The organism is Streptomyces sp. NBC_01241 (assembly GCF_041435435.1).
GTDB lineage: Bacteria > Actinomycetota > Actinomycetes > Streptomycetales > Streptomycetaceae > Streptomyces.
This window is the reverse complement of record NZ_CP108494.1, coordinates 7296993-7318711: the sequence shown is the minus strand read 5'-3', so window position 1 is coordinate 7318711 and position 21719 is coordinate 7296993. Positions and strand designations below refer to the sequence as shown.

At 56.2% G+C, this 21719-nt stretch carries 15 protein-coding genes; 8 read left to right on the top strand and 7 right to left on the bottom strand.

Features of this window, described 5'->3' with window-relative positions; genetic code table 11:
* Positions 1–3 precede the first annotated feature (3 nt).
* The 7 genes from OG306_RS33170 (at position 4) to OG306_RS33140 (ending at position 11937) form a co-directional block, all read left to right on the top strand.
* On the top strand, positions 4–5652 hold the full coding sequence (locus OG306_RS33170; RefSeq protein WP_371665979.1) for a transglycosylase SLT domain-containing protein: 5649 nt from the start codon (positions 4–6) through the stop codon (positions 5650–5652).
* 10 nt (positions 5653–5662) lie between these two features.
* Positions 5663–6652 carry a phage tail family protein gene (locus tag OG306_RS33165; RefSeq protein WP_371665978.1) on the top strand — a complete coding sequence of 330 codons (990 nt, stop codon included), beginning with the start codon at positions 5663–5665 and terminating at the stop codon, positions 6650–6652.
* Position 6653: 1 nt separating this feature from the next.
* Positions 6654–7886: a siphovirus ReqiPepy6 Gp37-like family protein gene (locus OG306_RS33160; protein WP_371665977.1), complete on the top strand. Its 1233-nt coding sequence runs from the start codon at positions 6654–6656 to the stop codon at positions 7884–7886.
* Between the two features lie 176 nt (positions 7887–8062).
* Positions 8063–8959: a hypothetical protein gene (locus OG306_RS33155; RefSeq protein WP_371665976.1), complete on the top strand. Its 897-nt coding sequence runs from the start codon at positions 8063–8065 to the stop codon at positions 8957–8959.
* A 12-nt stretch (positions 8960–8971) separates the two neighbouring features.
* Complete coding sequence (locus tag OG306_RS33150) at positions 8972–10753, top strand: glycerophosphodiester phosphodiesterase (RefSeq protein WP_371665975.1); 1782 nt, start codon at positions 8972–8974, stop codon at positions 10751–10753.
* Between the two features lie 66 nt (positions 10754–10819).
* The gene (locus OG306_RS33145) at positions 10820–11080 is read left to right on the top strand and encodes a hypothetical protein (protein WP_371665974.1); all 261 of its coding nucleotides are present in this window, start codon (positions 10820–10822) and stop codon (positions 11078–11080) included.
* Entirely contained in the window at positions 11080–11937 is an 858-nt protein-coding gene (locus OG306_RS33140; RefSeq protein WP_371665973.1) for a peptidoglycan-binding protein, read from the top strand. The genes OG306_RS33145 and OG306_RS33140 overlap by 1 nt, the downstream gene beginning before the upstream one ends.
* Positions 11938–12526: 589 nt before the next feature.
* Here OG306_RS33140 and OG306_RS33135 read toward each other — a convergent pair.
* The 7 genes from OG306_RS33135 to OG306_RS33105 all read right to left on the bottom strand — a co-directional run bounded on the left by OG306_RS33135 (position 12527) and on the right by OG306_RS33105 (position 18381).
* Entirely contained in the window at positions 12527–13840 is a 1314-nt protein-coding gene (locus tag OG306_RS33135) for a DUF3987 domain-containing protein (RefSeq protein ID WP_371665972.1), read from the bottom strand.
* Positions 13841–14218: 378 nt separating this feature from the next.
* Positions 14219–14455, bottom strand: coding sequence for a hypothetical protein (locus tag OG306_RS33130; protein WP_371665971.1), 237 nt, complete (start codon positions 14453–14455; stop codon positions 14219–14221).
* A 142-nt stretch (positions 14456–14597) separates the two neighbouring features.
* Positions 14598–15179 (bottom strand): hypothetical protein, encoded by a 582-nt coding sequence (locus OG306_RS33125; RefSeq protein ID WP_371665970.1) that lies wholly within the window; start codon positions 15177–15179, stop codon positions 14598–14600.
* Positions 15180–15506: 327 nt separating this feature from the next.
* The gene (locus OG306_RS33120) at positions 15507–15767 is read right to left on the bottom strand and encodes a hypothetical protein (protein ID WP_371665969.1); all 261 of its coding nucleotides are present in this window, start codon (positions 15765–15767) and stop codon (positions 15507–15509) included.
* A 1786-nt stretch (positions 15768–17553) separates the two neighbouring features.
* Positions 17554–17910 (bottom strand): hypothetical protein, encoded by a 357-nt coding sequence (locus OG306_RS33115; RefSeq protein WP_371665968.1) that lies wholly within the window; start codon positions 17908–17910, stop codon positions 17554–17556.
* On the bottom strand, positions 17907–18077 hold the full coding sequence (locus OG306_RS33110) for a hypothetical protein (protein WP_371665967.1): 171 nt from the start codon (positions 18075–18077) through the stop codon (positions 17907–17909). Before OG306_RS33110 ends, OG306_RS33115 begins: the two co-directional genes overlap by 4 nt.
* 28 nt (positions 18078–18105) lie before the next feature.
* Positions 18106–18381, bottom strand: a complete 276-nt coding sequence (locus OG306_RS33105; protein ID WP_371665966.1) for a hypothetical protein — start codon at positions 18379–18381, stop codon at positions 18106–18108.
* 2661 nt (positions 18382–21042) lie between these two features.
* Here OG306_RS33105 and OG306_RS33100 point away from each other — a divergent pair.
* The gene (locus OG306_RS33100) at positions 21043–21273 is read left to right on the top strand and encodes a GntR family transcriptional regulator (RefSeq protein ID WP_371665965.1); all 231 of its coding nucleotides are present in this window, start codon (positions 21043–21045) and stop codon (positions 21271–21273) included.
* Positions 21274–21719 lie beyond the last annotated feature (446 nt).

Below are 21719 nucleotides of genomic sequence, written 5' to 3'. Positions count from 1 at the left end.
CCCATGGCAGTGACCGGATCAGGCCGTGGGCCAATAAAGGTCGGATCGGGCTACATCGATGTTTTCCCGAAGATCAATCAGAAGCAGCTCAAGGAGACTCGTGCTCAGCTTGAGAAGCAGATGGGAGCTTCGGGTAAGGCAGCCGGCAAGACCTTTGCTCAGGGTGTTACCAGTCAGGTAGCTACCATTCCGAAGAAGGCCAAGGCTGCTGCTGAGAAGGCTCAGAAGGAAATCCAGAAGTCCTCCATGGACTCCAAGAAGGTCCTGAAGAGGATCGAACAGGAGATCACCAAGGACTATGGCAAGGAAGCCGGGAAGCGATTCCGGGAAGCTGCCGAGCTGGAGAAGAAGAAGAAGAAGCTCCTTGAGTCCACTTCTGCTGAGACTCGTAAGGCTATTCAGACCGCGGTCAAGGAAGAGCAGAAGGCAGCTCAGACCAAGACCAAGGCTTGGCAGACTGCTGAGAAGGAGAGGCTTCGTCTCCTTCGTGAACGTGAGAGGTCCGAGCGCCAGGCCCGTACCGAGGAGGCTCGTCGGTGGGAGACCGCACAGCGCTCGTACATGAAGTTCATTCGGGACAGGCAGGTGGCCGCCGAGAAGGCTGCCCGTGATGAGGCAGCAGCACAGAGGCGGTCTCAGATCCAGCAAAGGGAAGAGCTTCGTCGAACCCTCACTGAGGCTCGTACCGCCCGACTGGCTGACCTCCGAGGCCAGATGGACGCTCATAGGGATCAGTTGGCTTCTCTCAGGGGCCAACTCCGCACTTACCGTCGAGAGATGGACGACCACACAAGGTCTGTAGGCCGTTCCCTGACCAACCTCTCTACCTCCTGGCGTCGTCAGGGTGAGTCCATTGAGCGTCTTGGTACCAATATCACTGAGACAGGACGCTTGGTAACTTCCAACCTCCTAGCCCCTCTTGGGTTGGTAGCAGGAATGCTTACCACCATCGGTGTCAATTCCGCAGACATGAGAATCCTCGGGCAGATGGGTCTCTCCGCGGCAGGAGTTTCCAAGAAGCAGTCTGCTGCTCAGATGAAGACTGTCCAGCAGTACGCCATTGATACCCCATTCAGCATTGACACGATGCACGAGTACCAAATGAAGCTCATCCGGTCTATCGCCGGTAATGACACCGAGTGGTACAAGCCGAAGACCAAGGAGGCGGCTGCTGATAGGGCCGCAAGCAAAACTACTGACATCATCAAGGCCATCGGCGACACGATGGCCCGTGCGGGAAACCTTGACCCTGAAATGTTCAAGCGGGCCATGTATGCAACAGACCGCATCATGGACCTTGACAAGGCGCCTACCCGAAACATCAACCAGCTTGTTCAGGCAACTGGTATGCCGGCTGGTGAACTTGCTCGCATGTTCGGGTTCAAGAACGCTGGTGCTTTCTGGAAGCAGGTAGGCACTCCCGTTGTCAAGGGTGGCGGTGTTTCTGGGCAGGACATGATGGACAACATCCTGCAAACCTGGGATCCCAATTACTTTGAGATGGACAAGAACGGGAAGCGAAAGATTGACCCGAAGACCGGTCAGCCTATCGTCAACTCTAAAGCACACAGCACCAAGGGAGGCTCCGCCGGCTACGGCGAGAGTATGACCTCTGCCACCATCAGTGGCCGCATTTCTCAGATGAAGGAGCAGGCTCAGTTCAGCCTAGGCTCCCTGTTTGCTCAGGAGAATAAGAAGACTGGCGAGTATGAGTACACGCCTCTTGGTCAGTCCATCATGGGTAAGGCTACTGGCAAGGACAAGAACGGGAATACGGTTTACGAGGGTGGACTTCTTCAGCAGGTTCAACAGCTTGGCTCAGGGCAGAAGGACAACATCATTACCCTGATCAAGACTTCCGTCGAAGCTGTCAGTAAGTTTGTTAAGCAAATCCAGTGGTTCTCGGACTGGCTTGAGGCTCATCCTCAGGTCAAGGAAGTCTTTGCAAGCCTTCTTAAGCTGGCTGCGGTTGTTCTGCCATTCATCCTTGCTATCGGCATTGCAACCAAGGTACTCGGCAAGGTAACCAAGATATTTGGGTCTCTTGCTGGTGGCACGGCCTCGGCCGCTAGGGGAGCGGGCCGCGGAGCCCGAGGAGTGGCCAGGACAGCCCGTCAAACGGCTGCTGGAGTCAGAGGTGGCTCCCGGCAGGCATACCGGGACAGGCGTACAGAGCTTCGAGGTGGGGACACCCGCGGTCCTATAGCCCGTACTCGTGACCGGATCACGGGTAGGGATTCCCAGGCCAATGGACTCCGTACCCAGATGCGGGACACCGAGAACGCTATCTCGGACACCGAGGCCGCCATCAGGCGCCTTCAACGTGAGATCCGGGAAGTCAACGGCACGACGATTAGGCAGCTTGTCGACCAGTTCGCAGGCACGGGCAACGGGACCCTCCAGGGTGCTGCTGGCAATGCCAATACCGCGGTCAACAATGCCCATACTCAGGTAGGGGAACTCAACAAAGCCACCCTGGGGACTGTGGGTGGGGAAGTCACCGATCTTGAGAAAAAGTTCAAGGAACTCACCTCGAAGATAGAAAATTCTATCAAACAGGTGGGAGAACTGAACGGCAAGACGCTGAACGGCCTAAAGCTCTCCGTTGATTCAGCCCATGGAACCGTCGGGGACCTGAAGGACAAGATTGAGAACACCACCCTTGCGGTGTCTGCTCTCAACAAGAAGGAGCTTGGCAAGCTTTCAGATCAATTCCATAGCGCCACATCTGCTTGCAAAAATCTCCATGACAAAATCAAGGAGACGATCAAGGCTGTTGGGAAGCTCAATGGTTCCAAGTTGGGGACCATCAAGGAGGCGTTCAACAACCTCAAGTCCGCGGTTAACAATGTGCATACCCTCGTGGGAACCTCCAAGAGTGGTCTGCACGGCCGGATAGTCAACCTGGACAACCGGAGCCTCAAGAAGCTAATCCAGGCCGTTAACGACCTCAAGGACGCTCTCTCGGGAGCGGACAAGAAGGCAGAGAGTCTGAACAGCAGCCTTGATGACATCTCCAAGAAGGCCCCCGGTAATGGGGGTGGAAGTAAGTCACCTAAGAAGTCACCCAAGAAGCCGGGGGGGAAGCACGCTCGTGGTGGTGTTCTTCCGGGCTATACGCCAGGGCAAGACGTCCACGTTTTCACCTCTCCCACTGCCGGCGAACTCCATCTCTCTGGTGGAGAAGCTGTCATGCGTCCAGAGGTCACCAGGGCTCTTGGTCACCAGAAGATCAATGAGCTTAACCAGGCCGCCCGTACTGGCGGTGTCTATGGTGTCCAGCAGGCAATGAAGTTCCGAGATGGTGGTGTTCTCGGAAAGCTCGGTCTGGATCACATTGTGAATCTGGCCAAGAGCTACGACCTGGGAACAGACATCATCGGTGCAAATAACACCTCAGGGATGTACACCTCTTCCGATGCTCTTGGAGGAGACACCCAGAAGGGCATGAAGGGGTCTGGTCGTAAGGGGGCCAACTTCATTGGTTCTGACGTTGCTGGGAAGTTCCGAGGCATCTACGACTTCATGACGAGGGATGTCTACGACCTGCTCAAGAAGGCACCTATTCCTGATGGCCTCAGCCAGGTCATTGGCATTCTTGGCGGGGCTATAGCTCCTGTTAGCGCTGATTACCTCTGGGATGACGTTTGGAAGGGCAATGGGAACATCCTCGAAAGAGGCAAGGCGTACATGGGTGACATGTTCTCCGTGAAGACCCTCAAGAAGGCGGCAGACAACCTTTTCGGGGGTACCTGGGACACCGCAAAGTCTCTTTGGAAGGGCGGAAAGGCTATCCTCACCGACCCCATTGGTGTCTTCAAGGAAGGTGTTGGTGGTCTCTGGGACATGGTCCAGGGGTCATACAACGGTGTCGTGGACACTGTAAAGGGGCTTCGGGAGATCATGCAGAACCCATCGGGCTATGCAGTTCAGGTGGCGGGAGAGATCTATGAGACCGCCAAGGAGAGTCTTCCTAATCTGACGAAGCTGTTTGACTTCAGTGGTGGTGGGCTTCACTCCGCTCCTCCTGATGTCTCCGAGATAGCTAATGCTTTTGGCAGTTCAGTACCTGGAGTAGGCAATGCAGTTACGCGTTGGACTCCTCAGGTAAGGGCTGCTCTGGCTCAGCTAGGTCTTCCTGCTTCCGCTCTCGGTCTGGTGCTTAACCGCATCAAGGTCGAGTCCGGCGGTAACCCGAACGCAATTAACCTTTGGGACTCCAATGCCAAGGCTGGTTACCCGTCCCAGGGTCTTATGCAGACGATCCCAGGCACCTTCAGCGCCTATGCGGGGCCCTACAAGTCCCGCGGTATCACTGACCCCATGGCTTCCATCTATGCCGGCCTGAACTACGCCATGCACAGGTATGGGAGTAACTGGCAGAAGGCTTTGTCTGGCAACAAGGGCTATGCCACTGGAACCGATGGGGCTGCGGCGGGATGGGCCTGGGTTGGTGAAGAGGGACCGGAGCTGGTCAAATTCTCCGGAGGAGAGACCGTTCTCAATGCCCGTGACTCTCTGGTTGCTGGCAAAGAAATCGAGAAGGGTTATGCCTCGGGGACCAAGAACTCCGGTCTCTACAAGGCGATGGTTGGCAGTACGAGTCAGCTCAACACTGCTCTGGGGAAGCTGAGGGACCTTCTTTCGAAGGCTTTCTCTGCTGACCTCATCTCCAAGAGCAAGCACGGCTCACTCTCCAAGTGGCTGGAGAAGGAGAACGCTGTCCTCACCAAGGCAGCGTCCAAGAGAGCAGCCATCGCTCAGAAGCTCAAGGCTGCCAACACGGCACTCACCCAGCTTGGTGAAAAGCGTGACCAGCTAAGGGAAAACCTCTCCAACCAGGCGAGCGGAGGAACTCCTCTTCTTGCTGCGTTCAACTCGGGTGGAGGTGTCACCGCGTCTGGTGCTCTCGCGGGTCTGCAAGACAGGCTCAAGGCAATCTCCGCCTTCAAGACAAACCTGACTGCCCTTCGCAAGAAGGGCTATGGGAATGCCATCATCGCGGAAGTTGCTGGTGCCGGCCTGGACCAGGGTAACGAGATGGCCAAGGCACTGCTGGGAGCCAGCGCTACTCAAGTCAAGGACATCACGAAGACGTATGACTCGGTCTTCACACAGTCGAACGCACTGGGCAAGTCAGTCTCGGACGACTTCTACAAGGCGGGCGAGAAGTCTGCCAAGGCTCTCGTCAAGGGCCTTCAGTCTGAGGAGAAGGCCATCCTTAAGGCCATCACCTCTATCATAGATAAGGCAATTGCCAAGATCCGCAAGGGTATTGGGGTGGGTAAGGGGACACCTGTCCGTTCGGACATCGCCTCTATGCTGACGTGGCTTACTGGAGTCAGTCAGCCGGCGAAGCCTGCAACTAAGAAGAAGCCCACACCCAAGAAGAAGAAGCCGGCAAAGAAGAAGGGTTACGCCTCGGGCACTTTGTCGGCTTCTCCTGGTCTCGCCCTGGTAGGTGAGAGAGGGACGGAGGTCGTCAACTTCCGGGGTGGAGAGCGGGTTTACAACGCTCGGGATACAGCCTCCCTGCTGTCTGCGGGTACTCGTCCTATCAACATCACGATCCATGAGGCCAAATCTGAGAACACGACGGATTCGGTTGTTCGTGCATTCCAGTATCTCGATTCCATGTATGGCAACCGATAGGAGGTGACGTATGCCAATTCCGGTACTCAGGAGGTCGATTACGCCGGTCCCCACAGGACCGACACCGCCTCAGCCGGTGTACTGGGGGAGGACGTACGTATCCGTTACCGGGAAGAATGGTGGGGGGGAGGAAATCCCCCTCACCGACTTCAGGAACTCCTTGTGGCCAGGCATCGTGCTGATGCCTGGTTCCACTGGCTTGGATGCGCCTCCCTTTGAGCTTCACTCAGATGACAGCCCGAACCTCGATGGTGGCATTTTCCGAGATGCTAGGGCTGTTGCCAGAGAGGTCATGCTGCCTATCTTCCTGTACGGCATTGACAGGCAGACGATCAAGGCTATGAAGAGCAAGCTGGTTTCCCATCTCAATCCGAAGAAGGGGTACTGCGTCCTGAAGTTTGTGGAGGGTGATGGTGTACCGCGGTACCTCCGTTGCTACTACAAGGGAGGCATGGAGGGAAGCGAGGCCGAAGACCAGGCAGGTTTCAAGTGGGTCAAGTACGGTCTTCAGTTCACGGCCTACGAGCCTTACTTCTACTCGGACGATGTCCAGGTGGCTCAGTGGGAGTTCGGAGATACACAAGCATTTCTGGACACCACCAAGGCTCTTTTCCCCATCCGTCTGAACGCGGGTCGTCTGGCGAACGACAAGGTCACCGTATTCAACCCTGGTGACGTTGAGGCTTGGCCTCGGTGGGAGCTGGAAGGGCCGATCAAGGCATTCAACTTCGTAGGTCCGGAGAAGCGCTCGTTCGGTGTTACGGCTCCTGTGGACGGTTCAGACATAATTCCCGCCGGCCGAACGCTGACCGTGGACACGAGACCAGGGTTCAAGGTCGTCCGAGACAACGCGGGCACCAACTATTGGCCCAAGTTGAAGGCACAGCCAGAGCTTTGGTCTCTTCCTGACGGGACTTCCGAGTGCACAGTCAGCATTACTCCCGGTGCACCCAGTGCAAGGGTACGGCTGACTTTTCAGCCGAGATACGAGGGGTACTGACATGGGCTACAGAGTGGAGGTCAGAGACAAAGATCTGAACCGAGTTGGGATCATTGACACTTGGCTTCAGCTAGACATCATCGTTCGATTCTGTGCTCAAGGCTCTTGGAAGCTTCTGGTTCGGGCCGGTACAGAGCAGGCAGAGCTACTTCAGAGAGGTGGAGGGGTCGCCATCTATCAGGATGGTGTCAAGAAGCCGATTATTACTGGGCAGATCGAGGATTTCCAGAAGTACTTCACAGTAGAACAGCACTCGTCCATGGGGAGCCTCTTTGTTGGAGGCTCCTGTGACAACAAACTGGCCTACAGCCGGCTAGCCTTCCCTGATCCTGCCAGGGCAGTGGACAAGCAATACCTCTCGACTGTGGACACGAGAACAGTCAATACGCCTGGCTCATCTGCCATTTGGAATGAGCTGGAGAAGTCCATGGGGACCTCTGCTTTGTCTGACCGCAGGATTCCAGGAGTGAAGATCGGCCCGAAGCCAACCTTCGGAGACACGGTCAACGACACGGTCAGGTATGACGTGATCGGGGAGAAACTGGCCGGCTGGTGTGAGGCCAAGAAACTTGGCTACCGCTTCCTCTACGACCCGAACAGTAAGACTATCGACCTGGACATCTTCACCCCGCGGGATTTGAGCAAGGAAGTCAGGCTCTCTACCGACCTCGGAAATCTTCGAGAGTACATCTGGACCCTCTCTGCCCCGAAGGTGACCCGAGTCATTGTTGCCTGTCAGGGCGAGGGCAAGGGCCGGTATCTGTACCAGAAGATCGATGCTGAGGCAGAGGCCGAATGGGGCCTCAAGATCGAGCAGTTCGTAGACAGAAGGGACCTCCCCATCGTCACGGACATGGCTACGGGGAAACCGGTCAAGGCTTCCTTGGATGTGACGACCGCGGAGTTCGAGAGTGCCCTTGAGGCTGTCAAGCAGTCCGCGGAAGAAGTCCTCAAGGAGGGCGAGAAGTCGGGGAACTTCCAGGTCTACCCAATTGACACTGAACAGATCAAGTTTGGTAGGGACTACTTCGTGGGCGACCTGGTCACCGTTATTGCTGATGGTACTGAGTACGTGGACATGGTACGAGAAGTGAATATCACCGTGGATGACGGAGGCAACGCCTACACAGTGTCCCCGAAGATTGGTGAACAAGGAAGTGGTGACCCTCTGAACCTCTATAAGACGGTATTTGAGATGCGGGAAAAGCTCCGCAAACTGGAAGCGAGGATGTAATGGCAGAAATTAGCTACCCGTTTAGCGCGGACAATCCCACCACTGGAGCCAGTAAGGCTGTATCAGAACTCCAGTGGCAGTCAATGGCTCATATGTGGGCTGCTGACCGTGTCGACTTTCGACTTCCTATCAGTGGGACGAGTAGTAATCTGCCTTTCTTCGGAAGGGCCCTTAGTGTGACTTCGGTACAGATTGATCCCGGTAAGGCTTGGGTTGGTGGGTTCTATTATGAGCTGACTTCTTCAGTCACATTGCCGATCGTTGCCAACTCGTCCACAACAGACCGCATTGACCTCATAGTCATTCGGGCGGACATGTCTAAGCCATCTGTGCAGCTAGCCGTACGCCAGGGTACTAATGCTGCCACTCCTGTTTCTCCTAAACCAGTTCGTCAGACTGGCGGGATTTGGGAAATGCCCCTCTATGCAGTGACCGTGCCTGCAAAGGGAGGGACCGTTACCATTTCTCTGCGAGCACCGTTTGATGTTCCCCCGCCGGTTGCTTTCCCTTGGAATGTGGTCCCGTCGTCTGAGCTTGCCCCACTGAACTCGTTCACTTACGACAGCGACGTGGATGGAGGCCAAACCCAGACTGAATATTTCAATGGTCGTGACGGAGTTCAGGCAGCCCGAACTCTCAGCAATACCTACAAGTACACCCCTGCCATGGTTAATGGTAGTAGCGTCGCGACCCGCCTAGGCCGTTGGCGTTGGATTGCCCCAAATATGGTCTGGTTCTCCATGTATCTGGAAAACACTTCAGCAACCGTAGACGCTAAGGTTTCTGGCACGAATTGGATTTACGGTGCCACCCTTCCACAGCCTGCCAATGGGGCTACTGGGCAAATTTTTGCAGGCCACTTGGACAACAGCGCGAAGACGGCTGGCGGGATACCTAACTATGTTGGGCTGACCTGCAAGATTACTAAAAGTGGTGGAACTTCAAACATGTATTTCTTCTACCCGAACCCGAACACTCTTGCGGAGGGGCTTGACGGGTTGAGGGTAATTCCAAGGCAGAGCTTCATTACGGTTAGTGGAGTTTATGAAGCAACTACGATCAAGGATCGTTAATAGGGGGGACATATGGCTAGGAATCTTTTTGCTGGCACCGCGGCTGAAGCCGCAGAGGACATATCAGGTGCTCGTGTACCCCGTGCTGTAGGCACGGTATGGGACGGGCCTACTGGGGGAGCCAGGCAGGTTCTTGACCTGCTGTCCTCGGAGATGTCCCCAATTACCCAGATCACTGCCGACGACAACGGGATGGTTACCGCATTCTGGGGCCCTGACAACGGCCCTGAGCGCCTTTGGGTTGATTTCGGTGGTGGTGCCCGGGTTGCCATCCTGGCTACGGATGTTGGCGACCGTTTCAGGACGCACCAGACAGCCTCAGACCCTCATGGGGACAGGGCTGCTGCTACACAGGATCTTGAGGCCCGGCTAGGCCGGCCTGGAGGCATTGCCCCCCTTGACGAAACCGGGAAAATTCCTGCTCAGTACGTAAATTCCGCCAGCAATGGGGATATGGCCTCCATCACTGGCCTGCTCTCCGAGAACCCCTTCTACATAGCACACCGCGGGTCCGGGATGGAGTATCCCGAGCACACTATGGCAGCCTATGACGCAGCTCTTACCAGCGGCGTCAAGGCCATTGAGGTCTCTGTAGGTGTGACCGCCGATGGTATTCCCGTCTGTATGCACGATCCGAATCTTGATCGGACCACCACAGGCACGGGCCCTCTTGCAGACATGGCTTACGCCTCCCTCATCAACACAGTGAAAGTTCGCCTTAGCAGCATTCTGGGACAAGGCTGGGCTGACCAGCCCATGACCAACCTCCGTGATGTACTCGACCGTTTCATGGGACGAGTCGTTATTTTTCTTGAGGCCAAAACAAACGCAAGTGTGCCGATTGTCCAGAAGATGCTTGAGGACTACTACCCCAACGCCAATCAGTCGGTGGTGTGGAAGAACTACTACACCAACCCCTCCTTTACTCTGATGAAGTCGAGAGGATTCAAGACGTGGGGGTACGTCGATGCAGGAACAACTGACGCTCAGATGGCAGCAGTTGACAGCCTGATTGACTTCTGGGGAGTACCTTCCGCAATGACGTCTGCTCGAATGGTTGAGGTTGTGGCCAAGGGCAAGCCGGTCATCTGCTGGGAGGTCCACCGGAGGTCTCAGCGAGACACACTTGTTGGCCTTGGTGTCCGAGGAATGATGTGCGCCCAGTACAAGTGGTGTTCCACCAACTACCAGATCCTCAAGAAGGACAACTGGGCTACCGCGGTCAAGGCCCCTGGGGACATGGGCCGTGTCTTCTACGATGGCACCCGTGACATGAAGTACTCCGGAAACGGAGAGGTCTACTTCAACGTAGTAGGCGAATCAGCCCTCGTTGGCTCCTGTTCTATCCCAACATTCCCTGCCAATGGTTACAGGATGACCTTCGATATGAAGTACGAAGGAACTGTCCCCACCAATGAGCATGCTGGAGTTGCTTTCGGCAAGTCAGATGACAGCATTTACCAGTTCAATACCCTCAACGCGTCCGGCGGCTATCACTTGGTGATGCGGGGATCTGGGTCCATGGAGCTGTATTCACACACTGCTGGAGTCACGTCAGGGACTTCTCTCGCTGTTGCAGCTTCCGCGGCACCAGTGGCTAATCAGTGGATGTCTTTTCAGGTGGACTTGACCCCTTCTCAGGTAAAGATCACACGTACTGACGTGACCCCAAATGTGTCTGTGTCCTCTACTAATGCCACCTACCGAGGCGGCTACGTGCACCTCTCAGAAGGCAATATTGGCCTCATCGCCAACCGCCCCAGGTGGCGAAAGCTTACTGTAAACGCTCTTTGATCAATGCTGTACGGGGGCCGTCTGTCGGGGACGGCCCCTTTCTCGTGCCCACACTCGGAGTCGCGCATGCTCTCTTTATTGGCAACTTACGGTCCTCCCCTCGTTGGCCTCCTGGCCTTGCTGTTCGCCGGCTGGAGGACAAGCACCTCCTCTGTCTGGCGAGGTGAAGCAGAGGCATGGAAGGAGAGGGCCAACCGTCTTATTGGCGAACTTGAGCAAGTGCGGGAGGAGCTTGATGAGTTGAAGGGCTATACCCAGACCCTTGTTCGTCTCCTCTCCACTATCGACCCAGAGAAGCTTAATGAGCTTCGGAACAGGGGGCTCTGATGACCTCTCAGGTAGCACAGATACTCACCCTGGCTGACAAGGAAGTTGGCTATCAAGAGGGCCGTTCAAATGGCCACTGGAACAACTGGCAGAAGTACTCTCCCGCGGTACCTGGTCTTGAGTGGTCCCAGAATCAAGCCTGGTGTGCAACTTGGATCTCTTGGCTGGCTCTTCAGGCAGATATCTCTGATCTCTACCCGCGTACCGCTTCTTGTCTCACGGGTGTTAGCTGGTTCAAGAACAAGGGGCAGTTCTCCGAATACCCTGCGGTTGGTGCTCAGGTATTCTTCGGCAAGAACGGCGGAACCCATACAGGCATTGTCTACAAGTACGACGCTACTTACGTCTACACCTACGAGGGCAATACCAACGAGAACGGATCTCCCGAAGGAGATGGGGTTTACGAGAAGAAGCATGCCCGTAGAGACTCCTATGTATACGGCTACGGCTATCCCAAGTTCTCCGAAGACCTGGTGACTGCTGACCCTTCCAAGAAGGACGAGGCAGGCTTCTCCTACAAGACCTCTGCTACCGTCCCGGCTGCTCCCGTTAAGAGCGAGCCCAAGCCGGCTACCCCTAAGCCCTCCTCCCCCAGGCCGAAGCCCGTCTCCTACGAGCCCTACCCCGGTGAGTCGTACTTCAAGAAGGCTCCGAACTCACCTCTCATCACCAGACTGGGCAAGCGACTGGTGGCTGAAGGCTGCTCTGCCTACGTCTCTGGTCCTGGCCGGCAGTGGACCGAGGCAGACCGGAAGAGCTACCGGAAGTGGCAGCTCAAGCTTGGGTACCGCGGTACGGATGCTGATGGTTGGCCCGGCAAGGCCAGTTGGGACAAGCTTCGAGTAACCAAGGGATAGTTCCTGCGCGAGTCGCTTACCGAGTTTTAAATATGGGTGGATTTCGTTCGTCAGTTGAATTGAAATACAACTCAGATTTTTTGAGTGGACTCCTCAGAGGGGTTCCCCGCTTACGACAGGCTCTAGAGCTGCCAGGCCGGCTCCCTCTATTCACCCCTTTCCTCCACCTATTGAGTGGGCAGGCATCCCCTTTCCAGCAGGGAACGCATGAATGAAAGAATGAGTAAGGGAGCTGCCTCCCCCTTCCCCCTCAAGCGGAGGTGAATGAATGAAAGAATGGATACTCCGTCACGGCTACCGCCTAGCCGGCGTGCTCGCCGCGGTCTCGCCGGCTGTAGTGGCTACGCTTGACGCCCTCCCTTGGCAATGGGCCGTAGCCATGTCCGCGGTTGTCCTCTCCGTAGGAGAGACTGCCCAGCGTCTCTGTAAGATCCTCACGGTTCAGAAGGCACTTTCTGACCGCTAGGCTTACTCCCCTGTCCTGTGGGCTACTCCGCCCACCGGGTAAGAACGTGTCTGTGAGAGGACACAACGCAAAAATGCCCCCACCCTCTTTCGAGGGTGGGGGCTATTCGTGTTTCCGCCAAGCTCACAACCAACTACCGGAGAGGGTAAGTTCTGGGGCTCTACTGGGCACCGGTTCCTGTACAACTACAGGTGCGGGCTTGGGTGCCCGCTCCTCTTCCTTGGTAGGAGTCTCCGAGGCTGTCACGAGACGATAGACAACCGGTGGCCGGCCACGTCCCGATACGGTCTCACCGCGGACGAACTCCACGTCCGCCATTACCTCGGTTACCCCCTTAAGGGTATTCGCGGTTGCTCGCGGCCCTAGAGAACGGAGGAGGAGAGACGACGTAGCCTCCCCCCCGTGCCGTACGAGGATTTCTCGTACTAGCTCCGGAAGTGTCTTGACTGCCTTTACAGACATCTTCGGATCATCTCGTACCAGCTTTTCCACACTCCGCATACTGTACTGAACGAAAGCCCATGCAGCGTCGATAGCACTACGGCTAATCGTTGTCCTGCATTCCGTGGCAGTGAGTACCGCGGCCACCCTCACAATCTGTTCGGGTGTCCTCTCCACATAGCAGCGGAGATGGGGGGGCATGTCCGCCATTTTATGAAGGAACTGCACTCGGAGTTCATCGAACCTACGGCCGGCATCCTTACTAAGAGAGATACGCCGAGGAGTGCGGCGAGCCCAGTCGTAGGCTTCACTCAACCCTGCAATTTCAGGGTACAGTTCCGTATGGTTGTAGGACAGAACCTTTGACCCCTCTACCATGACCGGCAGTAGGCGGTTAAATGACCCTCCCTTAGCATCCCGAGGCTTGACGTACTCCGACCATTCCCCTGGAGTGATGTGAGCATGAAATCCCAGTCTCGGAGTTTCCACGGTCATACTGATTCTTGTGGTGGTGTGCCGAATGGTTGCACCATCCCAGCACTGCCGAAGCTTTGAGGCAAAGGTAGGACACCTAGTCTGTCGTTTCAGGTTCTCTGACCATTCCTCATCCACAACCACCATTCGAGTATCGGTACCTCCCTCTGTGCCCATTGTTTCTTCCTGGTACTCATACAGGAGTTGAGTAAGGGACGGGCCCGAGGATACGCCCCCCTCTGTACGGGAGTCCAAGAACTTTCCGATGGATTGTTCCAGCATCTTGGACGCTACCCGCTTAGCGGTCCCCTTACGGCCTAGAGCAGACTCGCCGGTTAGTACTGTCCAGACCACTACGGGCCGGCCGTTGTCCATGGTGACGCTGCCGTTAATGGACGCAGACCACAGAGCGAGGATCGCAGCATAGATACCTACCGGGTCAGCCTCGGTATGAGGCTCCGCGGCAATAACCGCGTCACCAATAGGGCCATACCTCATCGACTCGAACGCTTCCAAGCTCACTTGCTCTCTCCTTCCCCAAGAAGCTGTGCCAGTTGTTCGGCCAACCTTTCCTCGTGTACCTCACAGAGATACCATGTCCTGCCAGCCAGGCTGATTTGGGTCTCACCTTCTGTGGCTGTCTCATCCTTTTTGAAGCAACCATCACAGCCGTTGTCGATAGTGATCTGAACTACTGCCATTGTGCTATTCCCTTCTGTCTGAGTACCCGTGAACCTAAGCAATCCCCTACCAATGGCAAGGGATTGCTTAGGAACACGAGAGATCAGCTTTCACGGAGCACTAGCACTCTTACCGCTGTGTGCTTTGCATTCAGAGGTTTCCGAGGCTGTACCCAGGAATCGCCATGCACGTTTGTCACGAGCCACATGAATCGAGCTTTCACGCTGACACCTCTTTCTGAGCATTGAACGCTTCGGCGTATGCTTCGGCTACCTCATGCATGAGCAGCAAAGACACGGCTACCGGATCAGCGTAAACATCCGCCGCCTTCACACAATCCGAGTACAGTTCCTCGAACAGCGCGGACCTTTCCTTGGGGTAAGGGTTCCAGGCAATACCAGTTGCCCGTAGCGTGAGTTCCTGGACGTCGTCTGCGTACCGCTTCATTGCGCTCATTCGCTTACCTCTTCCTCGTTGGTGTACTCCGCGGGGAACCTCTCGCTGTGCCAGTAATCCTCGTGGAGTTGACGAGTCTCTGGGGTGTCATGAATTACGGACCCACAGGAACAGAGAATGCGCGGGGGCCATGTCATCCCGCTCACACCCAATACTTCCCCTCAGAGTGCCAGATACCTTGCAGTACCCGGTAAATCTCATCCTCGATGTGGGCCCACTCTTCCGTGGTGGACTCACTGATACCGTGATCTGTCTCACCTGCCTTACGCTTTCCCTTGCGCCATTCCAAAGCGCGGTGAGTGGTCATGAGTTCCAGCTTGGTCAGTTCCCACGTGGTCCTATCCGGGAGGATGTCCGCCCATTCGCTTCCAAGCATTTCTTGCGCTACGTCTGCCCCGTTGCCAGCCCACACGTTCTGTGTCCCCTGTAGTTCCAGTGCCCTACGGAGTGTGGTTCGCACGTATGCCGTGCACGCGTAGGAATAGGTGGCTACCGTGTACCGGGTTTCCTCATCCATTGCCCTGTCTCCCTCTAGTGCCTTCATGGCTTCTGCCCCGCTCCCCTCAGCAACCCACTTGTGTTCGCCAGACTCGTACGAGTAGGCAAACCACTTTGCACTCACATCGTCTTCCACGGTCCGAACTACGTATCCGCGGTACGAGTAGGTTCCCTTCTCTCCCAGGTAGAAGAGTCCGTCATACCCACCCTGAATCCATGCACTCACTGTCTCGCCCCTTTCTGGGCATAGAAAAGGGACCCCGTACGGTTGTCCGGGGTCCCGCCTACTGTGTCCGGTTGTGCTACCTGGTACGCCCTCCGCACCACTGAGTTAGTGCACCCGCCACTACCTCCCCGTTTGTGTGCTCTCCCTCCTCGTTGAATGAATACCATTCATGCTGTAGCCATTCTGCAAAGGGCTTAGCACTTTCCGGGGGCAATTCTCCCTGAGCTAGTACGTAATTCAGGATTTCACGCCCGGAAACCTCTTGCACTTCGGGACGGGAATCTAGCTCGTCGTCGCCGCACTCTGCGAGTGCATTTGGGTTGAGCGTCATGCGCTGTCTGCCTCTTTCTGCTCTTCCACCCACTCAAGGCACTTAGCCTTGAATGCCGCGTACTCCGCGAAGATGGTCACCTTTCCGGTTTCTTTGTCGTAGACCTTGAACGACTTATCCCAGACATACCCGCGGTCCTCTTCCGGGATATCCCCGTCAAGCCGCTCTGTCTGCGGCCGGCCAATCTCAACCGTGCTCCCACCCTTCCAACGGAAGATGAGAATCTCACCCGGGTTAACTTCTTGCATGTATTCCATGGGTGCCATGTCCTCTTGCATTGCCTTAGCTCTTTTCCGTGAGGTACAGCCGCTTGATATCTTCGATGGCTTGTTCCCGGAAACTCCGTTCCTTTCCGTAGATAACCTCTCCGCCGGATTCTGTCCGAGCTTGGTAGCCTTCCACTCTTTCCACTACTCTCCCGACTTCAACGCCGTTGACCAGTACGGGCCACACGGACAAACCAGTTCTGTCGTCTGCCCCTACGTCCGGTACGTCAAAGTACACGTCCACTAATTTACCTTTCCTCGTGTTCCTGGCCTTACTGAGTGTCCGACAGTAGCTTTGCGCCATACGTCTGTGTTAACCGTCCACCGGACCGCCTATCCTAGCTCATGCGTCTATGTAGTTGTCCGAGTCAGGATTACTCTCACACGCGTCCCTGTCTCCAACTACGGGCACGGCCCAATGGTGCATGTCCGCACCATGGGGAGGGCTGAAAATCCAGCAGGCCCTACCCTCACAAATGGAGTGCTCACCCGGACCACTGTCCGCGATAGCGGACAATGCCGATTCAACGTCCAGCGCAACCGAACACCACTCGCAGCACTCCGAGCCCTTCTCTGTCTGCTCCGGAGAGGTAGCTTCGCACCCTTCATAGTAGTAGTCCTGCTGATCCTTCAACTCATGCCTGAGCGCTTCCAGTGCATCGGTTGCAGAATCGAAGCACATCGGTCCTGACGGGGGGAGGTATCCGGGCATGTTCTGTCCAACGTGAATGTGCATGATCACTCACTCCATTCCGTCATTGCGTGACGTTCTCCGTGGTAGTCGCTCCCGCATCCATCGCAAGAGGACGTACTGAATGTGTTCGTCTCACAGTCACACTCATGGTTGTCCGGCCACTCACCCCGAATGAAGACTTCACAGTCTTCCGAGTGATCCTCGTATCCCATTCCGGGACAGGCTTGCGGAGAGAGGAGCGAAAGGGGCTCCCCACCCTCATGCTCCTCCTCGTGACAGTCTCCGCACTCCCCGTTTGCAGCGTGCATGATGCAATTGGTGCATACCCAAAGGGTCCAGTGTTCCCGTGCCATCCTCTTACCTCTTCCTGCTGTGCCGATAAGACGAATGCAACGGGCCGGCGGGACCGGCCCATCACATTCATTCGACCGATTCAGCGATTGCGGTAGCGACGGAATGCGGGGAACTTGCTCCACTCTCCGTCATGCCCCCACATGCCTGCACAGAAGTCACAGACAGTCTCTCCGAAGCTTTGGAACTCCCCCTCGAAATCCTCCGGCCCCTTGTTCCTGCACCCGTTGTCGCACTTAGTGAGTGTGACGCTCATTCCAGTACCTCTCTCCCGCTCGCCTTACTGGTCCATCGTTCGGGCATCCTTGTGTACCTGACCCGCGGTCCACGCTTCGGTTTCCATTCTGTGACTGGAAATCCAGTCACCACAGAATCGAGCCACGTACCGCGGTGTCTCGTAACCACAGAACTCAAGTGCTACTGAATAGCGCTTGTCCTGATTCCCGTTGTGCCATGAGACACAAGTCCGCTTGTCCAGAGTGACGCTCATGGTGTTTTACCTCTCTCGGTTCGGTCTCGAATCAACCATGTGGGCAAACTACTTGCATAGGTGGCCAAAGCCATCCTGTCCCTTGTGGCATGCACCATCTGTGAATCCCTCATTAAAGGTATCCACCTGTACCCGGTTAATCTCATGCCGCATGTGTTCCTGCATCACTGAGTGAGTGATGCCCACGGAGATTCCCGCGGTGAAGACAACCGCGGTGAGGATTCCGAAGATGTGACGCATGACTAGTAGTCCTTCCCTGCGATGCGGAGCCATTCCCTGTAGCGGTCCAGGATCTTTAGTGCATACTTCAGCTCATCCTCCCGGTACCAGTACTCCCTAGCGATCGAGTCATCCTCGATCACGTACAGCGTCCGGATTATTTCCAGCTCGGAGGAATCCTCAGGCTCACTCCGAACAGTACGGAAACCGGGGACGAGATACCCCCAATCGAAAAGCAGTGCCTCACAGAGAGCGAATCGCCACGATTGCACCCATGCGAATTCGTCGCAGGGGTCGTGATTGATCCGAGCTTCAATTAGTGCCGGATTGGTGGTTCCGTACTTCTGTCCTGTCTGCGTCTGTCCGGGCCACATCTTCACTTGGAACCTCTCTCTCCCATGATGCGGGCGTCAAGCTCTGCCCCGTAGAAGTTGGTGAGCACAGCCGCGGCATCCCTCACCACATCCGTGAGTTCTTCGCTCGTGTGGAGCCTGTACAGCTCAGAGCGCTCGGAATGCAGTTGTTCGGTTGTCAGGTGCTGAAGCACCAGAAAAGTTTTCACTTGCTCGCCCCTCTCAGATTGCGCGCTTGACGAACTTATACGGACCGCTGTTTCCGGTTCGCATCATGAGCCGGCCGTTCTTAGCCCACTTAGTCTCGTATCCGTTGAACAGTGCAGTGAACTCATCTGCGTACTCCGCGGTTGCTTCCGCGTGGTAGGCGTCCCATTCCTGCTCTTCCGTGAGTTCCGGGGTTTGATGCACGATGGGAGCCGGCCAAAAGGCGTTTGAACTTCCGATGCCCAATCCGAGGACAACGGACATGATCGCTGCAATGGTCCACATGATCATTGCCTTACCTCTCTCGTCTCGAATCAACATTAGGCGGAAACAAACGGGCGCACGGAGTCACCGCCGTGCGCCCGTTGTCTCTTACCTACTGGGCCCGGCGATACTTTTCAGTGTTAAGCGCCTGTCTCCCTCTATCTGTGATTTTGTAACCCGTTACACCCCAAATACGTTCTGTTGCCTGCGCTCTTTTATGGTAGCGAGACGCCGACACCTCTAGCCATCCCGTAATTGCAACTACCATACCCAACTCTTCCATCACCCGAAGAGTACGAGCGTGGGCAGTCACAACGCCGGAAGGGCTTGCTGCATCCAACGCGCTAAACTGTACTTGCGTCAATCGTTGTGTCATGTGCTCTCCTGTAAGCGGGTGTATGTGGGCACTCTCCCCGATCATACTGGGATGAGTACCCTCATACTCCTTACTTACGTGCCGGCATTGTGGACTAGAGCAGCCGACAGGCTCTACCCCTATTGATCACGACTAAGTGACTGATATTCATCAGTCTCATACGCTAGAGCGTAGGGACTTTCCCACGTCCACCACTGTTGGTACTCATCATGGCTTGTGAACGTAGGCCCATCCAACTCTTCAAGAAAGAGCGTGTCTCTCATGACTACTCCCTGCGTAACCCATCAGGGAGGGTGTTACTTAGTGATTCACATCCTCCGGCAGGCTTACGCCTACCATCCGGGTTCTGGACCATTCTTCCCTCAACCGCACTAAAACACGATTGAGAGTCATGGCCGTACTCGACTTTGCGACCAGTGTTGCGGCCTCTTGACGTTTCCCCGAGTCGTTCTCACTAAGTAACACCCTCCCTGATGGGAGTCTGTGTATTGCTTAGGCGGTTTCACTGTTGAGTTTTCAAGGTAACGGGCTTCCTTGGTCCGGGCTCTCGCCCATTCGTCCGGTTCCCTTCGCTTCGGGGCTTCCTGCTCCCCCTTGGCGATGTCTCTACTATGACACACTCCAGATCTCGGATCAACCTTGTCTCCAGACTTCTTTCATTCATTCAGTGGGTGGGGTGGGGGAGGCAGCTGTGTGGGCCGGCTGTACAGGGAGGGCTCTATGCCCTCAGCCTATATAGAGGAACGTGCACGCGCGTATACCACACCCTGCGGTGTAAGCACAAACCTAGTAGTCAGATAGGTTATGGGCCTTGATCACTTGATGGCCCATACCCTCTCAAGGGAGGGGAGCGGAGCGACCATCAGACAGCCTTGCCAGGCTTGCTCAGGGGTTCAGGGCCGGCTGACAGGCCGGCACAAGGATGCTGCATCACCCTGTCTCGCACCCCTGCCATGCCCGCGGAAGCAGGCAGCTCTGCTTCCTGCCTACCTGGTGCGTGCCGGCTTGTGAGCCCTCATCGACTGCACTCAAGGTCATTCCTATTCCCATTGCCTATTCGATATCTCATGAGTGAATGCCTGCATTCCTAGCACCATATCCATGAATGAAAGAATGTGCTCGGGTATACCCTGCCAGCCTCTATTCATTCATTCTCACACGCACATGTATACCCGGGGTAATGCATACGTTCATACACAAAGGACCCGCCGGGGGCACCTTCCTTCGATCGCGTACGGGTAATGAAGTCTTCAGCGCCCATCTAACGGCCTAGCGTCCTCACCCCCTCACAACTCCCCCAGGACCCCCTAAAAGGCCCTCAGGGGCCCCTTCAGGCCCCTTTTTGACGTCTAGGCACCTCTCCCGCTACCTGCAAGGGGAGAATGAGTGAAAGAATGCCCCCTAACCATGTGATCCGGGTCTCAGTTTCAGGCTTCGACGTCTCAAAACCTTCAGATTGACACCGACGTTATATATGTAAGGGGTTGGTAATACACCCCCTTAGTGATCTTGAGAGGGTAGGAGCCATCCCCCGAAGGATGGCTCCCCTGCTACCCCCTCCTGGTGCCAAGAATGAATGAAAGAATGGTTCGTCGGCACTCTGAATTGCCAGTATGAATGAATTATCTGACCCAGGACATGAGAAAGCCCCTCGCCCATAAAGGCGAGGGGCATATCTGTTTTAATTTAGGCACCCAGGGGCAGGGGGGGGTTGGATTGTACCCCTGGATGCCTGCCGGCAACTGGTGGTCGGTCATCAGCTACCGGGGTCTAGGTTCAGAGAGCCGGGGCGATCCGCTCATCGTCCTTCCTATGAGCGTCTATAACCGCGGCAATGAGGTTTGCCTTCTCCCGGCTGTAGTCTTCGGCTGCCGGCTCAGTGATTGCTACCCACTCCCTCAGGAGCTTTGCACACCCCTTGCACCCAGGATAGGGGTGAGGTACTGCCAGGGGAGGGATGTTCACTTCCCTGCACCCTTCCTACCCTTGTGGGGGTGCAGCCGGATTTCTACGTTGCAGTCAGACACCAGGGAGCCGTCTCCAGCAGCCCTGGCCTCTTCACGCTGCCGTCCAAGCACGCGGCAAATTTCGCAACGAGCGCTCGGGACAGGTTCCAGGTACTGAGGCCCCATGGGGTCCGTCAGATACACGGGTTCGGTAAGATCCTGCATGTCTCGTCTCCAGTCAGATGAGTCCATGCCCCCGGGCCGGTCACACGGTCGCGGGGGTTTCCTTACGGGACCAGCATGCTATATAACACTGCGGACGTCTACCGCTCGCACTGACGTACCATGGCCACATACGGTTCATGTGTGATCGAGCTAGACGAAACAAGGCCGAAGTGGCGGCAGGTGGCAGACGTCATCCGAGGCAGGATTGGTGACGGCACCTACCCAGCCGGCTCCCGCATTCCCTCCGTTGTTCAACTGACCGAGGAATTCGGTATCGCGGCTGTCACGGCGCAGAAGGCGTCACGGGCGCTGCGCGAGGAAGGCGCCATTCGCACCGAGCGGGGAATGGGCTCGTACGTCACTGACCGGTGACCGTAGCCCGCAGGCAAGACGGAGCCCCGACCGCATATACGGCAGGGGCTCCTCTGCTCAGTTCCGAATGACTACCGGTCCCAGTATGAGTCGTCCGACTCGGCCGGCAGGCTTCCGTTCCCCTCAGACCAGTGATTCACCCAACCGCACAGCGCGCACGCATAGCGCCCGTCGATACCGTGTACTTCAGTGCCGCATTGTCGGCAGTCCGTGCGCGTGATCTCGTTGCGCGGTTCGGCGGCAGTCTTGGACTGAGCTTCGGGATGCCGGGTCATGTCCGGAGGCTACCCCCGACTGTGCTGGGGCAGGCGCCACACCGGACGACCAGCCACACTGATTCATGCAGTACCACCGACCGTCAGGCCCTTGCTGGGCACCTGCGCCGCAGTTGGTGCAGTTCATGTGGTCCTCCCATTGTGTAGCCGCTGTTCCACCCGCAGGACTGC

Coding starts and splice junctions, on each gene's coding strand:
- OG306_RS33170 (WP_371665979.1), top strand. CDS start 4: ATGGCAGTGACCGGATCAGGCCGTGGGCCAATAAAGGTCGGATCGGGC.
- OG306_RS33165 (WP_371665978.1), top strand. CDS start 5,663: ATGCCAATTCCGGTACTCAGGAGGTCGATTACGCCGGTCCCCACAGGA.
- OG306_RS33160 (WP_371665977.1), top strand. CDS start 6,654: ATGGGCTACAGAGTGGAGGTCAGAGACAAAGATCTGAACCGAGTTGGG.
- OG306_RS33150 (WP_371665975.1), top strand. CDS start 8,972: ATGGCTAGGAATCTTTTTGCTGGCACCGCGGCTGAAGCCGCAGAGGAC.
- OG306_RS33145 (WP_371665974.1), top strand. CDS start 10,820: ATGCTCTCTTTATTGGCAACTTACGGTCCTCCCCTCGTTGGCCTCCTG.
- OG306_RS33140 (WP_371665973.1), top strand. CDS start 11,080: ATGACCTCTCAGGTAGCACAGATACTCACCCTGGCTGACAAGGAAGTT.
- OG306_RS33130 (WP_371665971.1), bottom strand. CDS start 14,455: ATGAGCGCAATGAAGCGGTACGCAGACGACGTCCAGGAACTCACGCTA.
- OG306_RS33120 (WP_371665969.1), bottom strand. CDS start 15,767: ATGGAATACATGCAAGAAGTTAACCCGGGTGAGATTCTCATCTTCCGT.
- OG306_RS33105 (WP_371665966.1), bottom strand. CDS start 18,381: ATGATCATGTGGACCATTGCAGCGATCATGTCCGTTGTCCTCGGATTG.